Raw genomic sequence first — 5,429 nt, 5'->3', positions numbered from 1 at the left:
TTCTGGTTCATGTGGGACGACCTGGTGCGCGGCGCCATCGGCGCGGTGGTGCTCGTGGACACCCGCCGGCTCGCGGACTGCTTCCCGGCCGTGGACTACTTCGAGAACTCGGGTCTGCCGTTCGTCGTCGCCCTCAACGGCTTCGACGGTCAGCAGCCGTACAACCCGGACGAGGTCCGCGAGGCCCTGCAGATCGGGCCCGACGCCCCGATCATCACCACCGACGCCCGGCACCGCTCGGACGCGAAGAGCGCGCTGATCACCCTGGTCGAGCACGCCCTGATGGCCCGTCTGCGGTAGCGCCTCAAGTGCGATCTGCCGTAAGGCAGTTGTCGTAGCACACCCGGAGCCGGCTGTGGCCTTTGACACGGCCGGCTCCGGTGTTCATAACAGTTCGGCAGAGGAAATCCCGCAGTTCGCCACGCGACGCGGTCGCCCGATGCCGCTGCGCTCACAAAGCCCTTGCCATTTGCGGGGCTCGCTCGGTAATGACCCGTTTTATCTGCTGCTTACAACGGCGTCGCCCCCGTTTGTTACTGCCCAGGTCGGCATGCTGGAATGCCTGAACTGCCCAGGGGTCAAAGACGTACTGAGTGGTCGAAGAGGAACCGGGCTCTGAGAGACTGCGGCACGACAGGTGCCGACCCGCCGAGAGGTTGTTGGTCGAGTGAGGCGAAGCAAGAACGGTCCCGAGCCGTCGGCACGGGGCAACTTCACCCCGCCGCCGCGCGCTGCGGCGCCCACCCCCGTGGTGGCCGGACCGGAGCCGGAGGCCGCTCCCGCGTCCAGCGGGGGCCGCTTCTCCCCGCGCAACTGGCGTGTGCCGACCAGGCTGAACGCGATCCTGCTCATACCTGTGCTGGTCGCCCTCGTCATGGGCGGCTTCCAGGTGAAGAACTCGATCGACACCTGGCAGGACGCCCAGGACGCGGAGAACACCGCGATCCTGGTGCAGACCTCCCTGTCCTACGCCGACGCGCTGTACAACGAGCGTGACCTCAGCGCCGCTCCCCTGCTCAAGGGCAAGGCGGCCACGGCCCAGGACAAGGCCACGGTCGACGCGGCCCGCAAGAACACCGACCAGGCCGCCGCCGCCTTCAGCCGGGCCGCCCAGAACATGCCGGCCAAGCCCGGTCTGGAGCGCCGCCTCAAGCTGTTCCGCGAGACCGAGCCCTTCCTCCAGACGCTGCGCGCGGGCGCCTACGGCCCGAAGTTCACCGGCGTCCAGACCGAGGAGGGCTACGTCAAGATCGCCCACCCGCTCATGGAGTTCGCCAACGAGCTGGGCCTGGGCACCGGAAACATCACGTCCTACGGACGTACCGTCTACGCCATCTCGCTGACCAAGGCCGCACTGTCGCTGGAGCGCTCGATCGGCATGCACATGCTGGTCAAGCCCGGTCCGGACGCGCCGAACCTGGCGAGCCAGCGCGTGGCCCTCTCCTCCTACGCCTACTTGGAGGGCATCGCGGTCGAGGAGTACCTCGGCGGTGGCACCCAGGCCGACGCGGACCGGCTGGAGCAGGAGAAGCGGGACATCCAGACCCAGGGTGCCGCGATGGCCGCCGAGGCCAAGGGGAAGGACCCCTCGTACAAGGCGCCCCCGTCCGACCCGCAGAAGATGGTCGTGGCGCTGGCCCAGCTGAACTCGACCGACCCGGTGGAGCGTCAGCAGCTCGCGGTGCAGGGCATCACCCCCGCCAACTGGTGGGCGGTCAACACGCTGAAGTTCAAGGCCTACCGGTCCATCGAGTCGGACATGGCCGACCGGGCGGTGAGCGAGGCGTCCGGCATCGCCGACGACGCCAAGACCTCCGCGATCATCACCGGTGTCGCCGTCGTCCTGGTCCTGCTGCTGGCCTTCATCCTGGCCGGTACGGTCGCCCGCCAGATGAGCCGCGCGATGCGCCAGCTCCGCAACGCCGCCTTCGGCATCGCCGAGCAGCGCCTGCCGATGCTGGTCGACCAGCTCTCCCGTACCGACCCCGGCCGGGTCGACACCCGGGTCGCCCCGATCCCGATCCACACCAAGGACGAGATCGGCGAGGTCGCCCGCGCCTTCGACCAGGTCCACCGCGAGGCGGTGCGGCTCGCCTCCGAGCAGGCGCTGCTCCGGGGCAACATCAACGCGATCTTCACCAACCTGTCGCGCCGCAACCAGTCGCTGATCGAGGGCCAGTTGACCCTCATCACCGACCTGGAGAACAACGAGGCCGACCCGGACCAGCTCGAGAACCTCTTCAAGCTGGACCACCTGGCCACCCGTATGCGCCGCAACGGCGAGAACCTGCTGGTCCTCGCCGGCGAGGAGCCCGGCCGCCGCTGGGACCAGCCGGTCCCGCTGGTCGACGTGCTGCGCGCCGCCTCCTCCGAGGTGGAGCAGTACGAGCGCATCGAGCTGTCCGGCGTGCCGGAGGCCGAGATCCACGGCCGCGCGGTCACCGACCTCGTGCACCTGCTCGCCGAGCTGCTGGAGAACGCCACCACGTTCTCCTCCCCGCAGACCAAGGTCCGCGTCACCGCGACCCGTCTCCCCGACGGCCGTGTGATGATCGAGATCCACGACAAGGGCATCGGCCTCACCGCCGAGGACTTCGCGGACATCAACCACAAGCTGGCCAACCCGCCGACCGTGGACGCCGCGATCTCCCAGCGCATGGGTCTGTTCGTGGTCGGCCGGCTGTCCGACCGGCACGGCATCCGCGTCCAGCTCCGCCCCTCGGGCGAGCAGGCCGGTACGACCTCCCTGGTCATGCTCCCGGACGCGATCACCCACGGTGGTGGCGGCGAGACGCAGCTCGAGCGCGAGGAGTTCACGGTCTCGCAGATCATCCCGGAGCAGCAGTTCGCCGGCGAGAGCTTCAACCCGCAGCCGCAGGCGCAGGCACAGCCGATGCGCACGGCGGCGGAGCTGGGCTTCGACGACAGCCGCTACACCGAGGTGCCCGACGACATCCGCGGTCTGGACCCGGTCGGCCGTTCCCTGGAGCGCGAGGAGCGCCGGGCGGCGCTGGAGGCCCAGCACGGCTCGCGGGACGGCGTCGAGGGCGGCCGGCCCGGCTACCAGGACGGCTTCGACCAGGCGCCCGGCGGCTACCCGGAGAACGGCTCGGGCTTCCCCGAGCAGCGGCAGCCCCAGGCTGACGCCTATCCGGAGCAGCAGGCCTACCAGGAGCAGCAGCAGCCTGCCTACGACGAGCAGTACTTCGGGCAGGACGGCGGCTACCCGCAGTCCGGTTACCCCCAGCAGGGCCAGAACGCGCCCGCCGGTGACGCCTTCGGCGGCTCGTACGACGGGCAGCAGCAGTCCTTCCAGGACGACTGGCCCCAGCAGAACGGTTTCCAGAACGGCTACCCGGCCCAGTACGCTGCGGAGTCGGAGCCGGCGCAGACCGCCGACCCCGGTGGCCTGGGCTCGAACGGCCACGGCGGGCACGGAGGCTTCGAGCGTCCGGCGCCGGGCGGTCCGGCCGCGGGCGGTGTGACCAACGCGGGTCTGCCCCGTCGCGGTGGCGCCGGCGGCTCGGCCCCGCAGGGCAACTCCGGCGGCCTGAACGTGAACGGTTCGGGCGGACTGGGTTCCAGCGGCCTCGCCGCGAACGGGCTGCACGGTCCGAACGGAGCGAACGGTTCGAACGGACTGAACGGTTCGGGTGGACTGAACGGCTCCGTCGGCGCGAACGGCGCGTCGCTCGGCCGCCAGGAGGCCCCGGCCCCCGCAGGCGGCGGCACCGACGACTGGCGTTCGGCGAACGACGAGCGCTGGCAGCAGGCCTCGCAGCTTCGCAAGCCCAAGGCGGGCGGGGTCACGTCCTCCGGCCTGCCGCGGCGGGTACCCAAGGCCAACCTGGTCGAAGGCACCGCCGAGAGCACCCCTCAGGGGGGCCCACAGGTCTCCCGCGCCCCGGAGGATGTCCGGGGCAGGCTGAGCAACCTGCGTCGGGGCGTCCAGCGCGGACGCAGCGCAGGCAGTGAAACGAACGGCCAGGCCACCACCAATCAGCACGGTGGTCCTGACAGCACCTACGACCAGGAGCGTTAGTGTGAGCCCGATGAGCCAGGCGGCACAGAACCTTAACTGGTTGATCACCAACTTCGTGGACAACACTCCGGGTGTGTCCCACACCGTGGTGGTCTCCGCCGACGGACTCCTTCTGGCGATGTCCGAAGGCTTCCCCCGCGACCGCGCCGACCAGCTCGCGGCCGTCGCATCCGGTCTGACGTCCCTGACGGCAGGCGCCTCCCGCATCTTCGAGGGGGGCAGCGTGAACCAGACGGTTGTGGAGATGGAGCGGGGATTCCTCTTCATCATGTCCGTATCCGACGGTTCGTCGCTGGCGGTCCTGGCCCACCCGGAGGCGGACATCGGCCTCATCGGGTACGAGATGGCCCTTCTGGTGGACCGGGCGGGCACGGTCCTGACCCCGGATCTCCGGGCGGAACTCCAGGGCAGCCTTCTCAACTAACAAGCGGACGGTGCGCGTTCGCGTCCTGGGGCCGTAAGGTCTTGGGACGCGGCTCCACAGCGATGGTGCCCGGCACAGTCGGAGGAGGAGAAAGTGGCAACACCCCCAGGCGGTCCGTCTTCGGGCAACTGGTCGTACGGTCCCGCGCAGGGACAGGACGGCGGCTCGGCGAACGGGTACGACTACCCCTCCGTCCCCGACCACCGGCAGCCGTACGCACCGCAGGGCCCCGGCCCTTCGCCGTACGACCAGCCCTCGGCCCCGCGCATCCAGCCGGTACAGCCGCCGCGTCGCCAGGAGCCCGCGGCGGCCCCGTCCGGCGCCAGCAATCCCTTGGTGCGTCCGTACGCCATGACCGGCGGCCGGACCCGCCCGCGCTACCAGCTCGCCATCGAGGCGCTGGTGCACACCACCGCAGCGCCGCATCAGATGCAGGGCCAGTTGCCCGAGCATCAGCGGATCTGCAACCTGTGCCGGGAGATCAAGTCGGTGGCCGAGATCTCGGCCCTGCTGACCATCCCCCTCGGCGTGGCCAGGATTCTCGTCGCCGACTTGGCGGAGGCGGGCCTGGTCGCCATCCATCAGCCCGGCGGCGACGAGAACGCCGGCGGCCAGCCAGACGTGACACTGCTCGAAAGGGTGCTCAGTGGACTTCGCAAGCTCTAGCGGCGGTCCTTCCCGCTCCACCACCTCCGCGAAGATCGTGGTGGCGGGCGGCTTCGGCGTGGGCAAGACCACGTTCGTGGGCGCCGTCTCGGAGATCAACCCGCTGCGTACCGAGGCCGTCATGACGTCCGCGTCGGCGGGCATCGACGACCTCACCCACACCGGGGACAAGACCACCACCACGGTGGCCATGGACTTCGGCCGTATCACCCTGGACCAGGACCTGATCCTGTACCTCTTCGGTACGCCCGGTCAGGACCGCTTCTGGTTCATGTGGGACGACCTGGTGCGCGGCGC

Annotated in this window: 5 protein-coding genes; all 5 read left to right on the top strand. The window is 70.0% G+C overall.

Annotated elements, in window-relative coordinates; translation table 11 throughout:
• On the top strand, positions 1-300 hold a 300-nt coding region (locus tag GT030_RS04660; RefSeq protein ID WP_202459685.1), incomplete at its 5' end, for an ATP/GTP-binding protein.
• 367 nt (positions 301-667) lie between these two features.
• Positions 668-4,042, top strand: coding sequence for a nitrate- and nitrite sensing domain-containing protein (locus GT030_RS04655; protein WP_161199968.1), 3,375 nt, complete (start codon positions 668-670; stop codon positions 4,040-4,042).
• A 10-nt stretch (positions 4,043-4,052) separates the two neighbouring features.
• Positions 4,053-4,466, top strand: coding sequence for a roadblock/LC7 domain-containing protein (locus GT030_RS04650; protein WP_005479603.1), 414 nt, complete (start codon positions 4,053-4,055; stop codon positions 4,464-4,466).
• Between the two features lie 93 nt (positions 4,467-4,559).
• Positions 4,560-5,132: a DUF742 domain-containing protein gene (locus GT030_RS04645; protein ID WP_135784266.1), complete on the top strand. Its 573-nt coding sequence runs from the start codon at positions 4,560-4,562 to the stop codon at positions 5,130-5,132.
• On the top strand, positions 5,113-5,429 hold a 317-nt coding region (locus GT030_RS04640; protein ID WP_346009566.1), incomplete at its 3' end, for an ATP/GTP-binding protein. The genes GT030_RS04645 and GT030_RS04640, both read left to right, overlap by 20 nt.

It is taken from the genome of Streptomyces sp. SID1328, assembly GCF_009865595.1.
Classification (GTDB): Bacteria; Actinomycetota; Actinomycetes; order Streptomycetales; family Streptomycetaceae; genus Streptomyces; species Streptomyces griseoluteus.
This window is presented reverse-complemented; position numbering and strand designations above follow the sequence as displayed.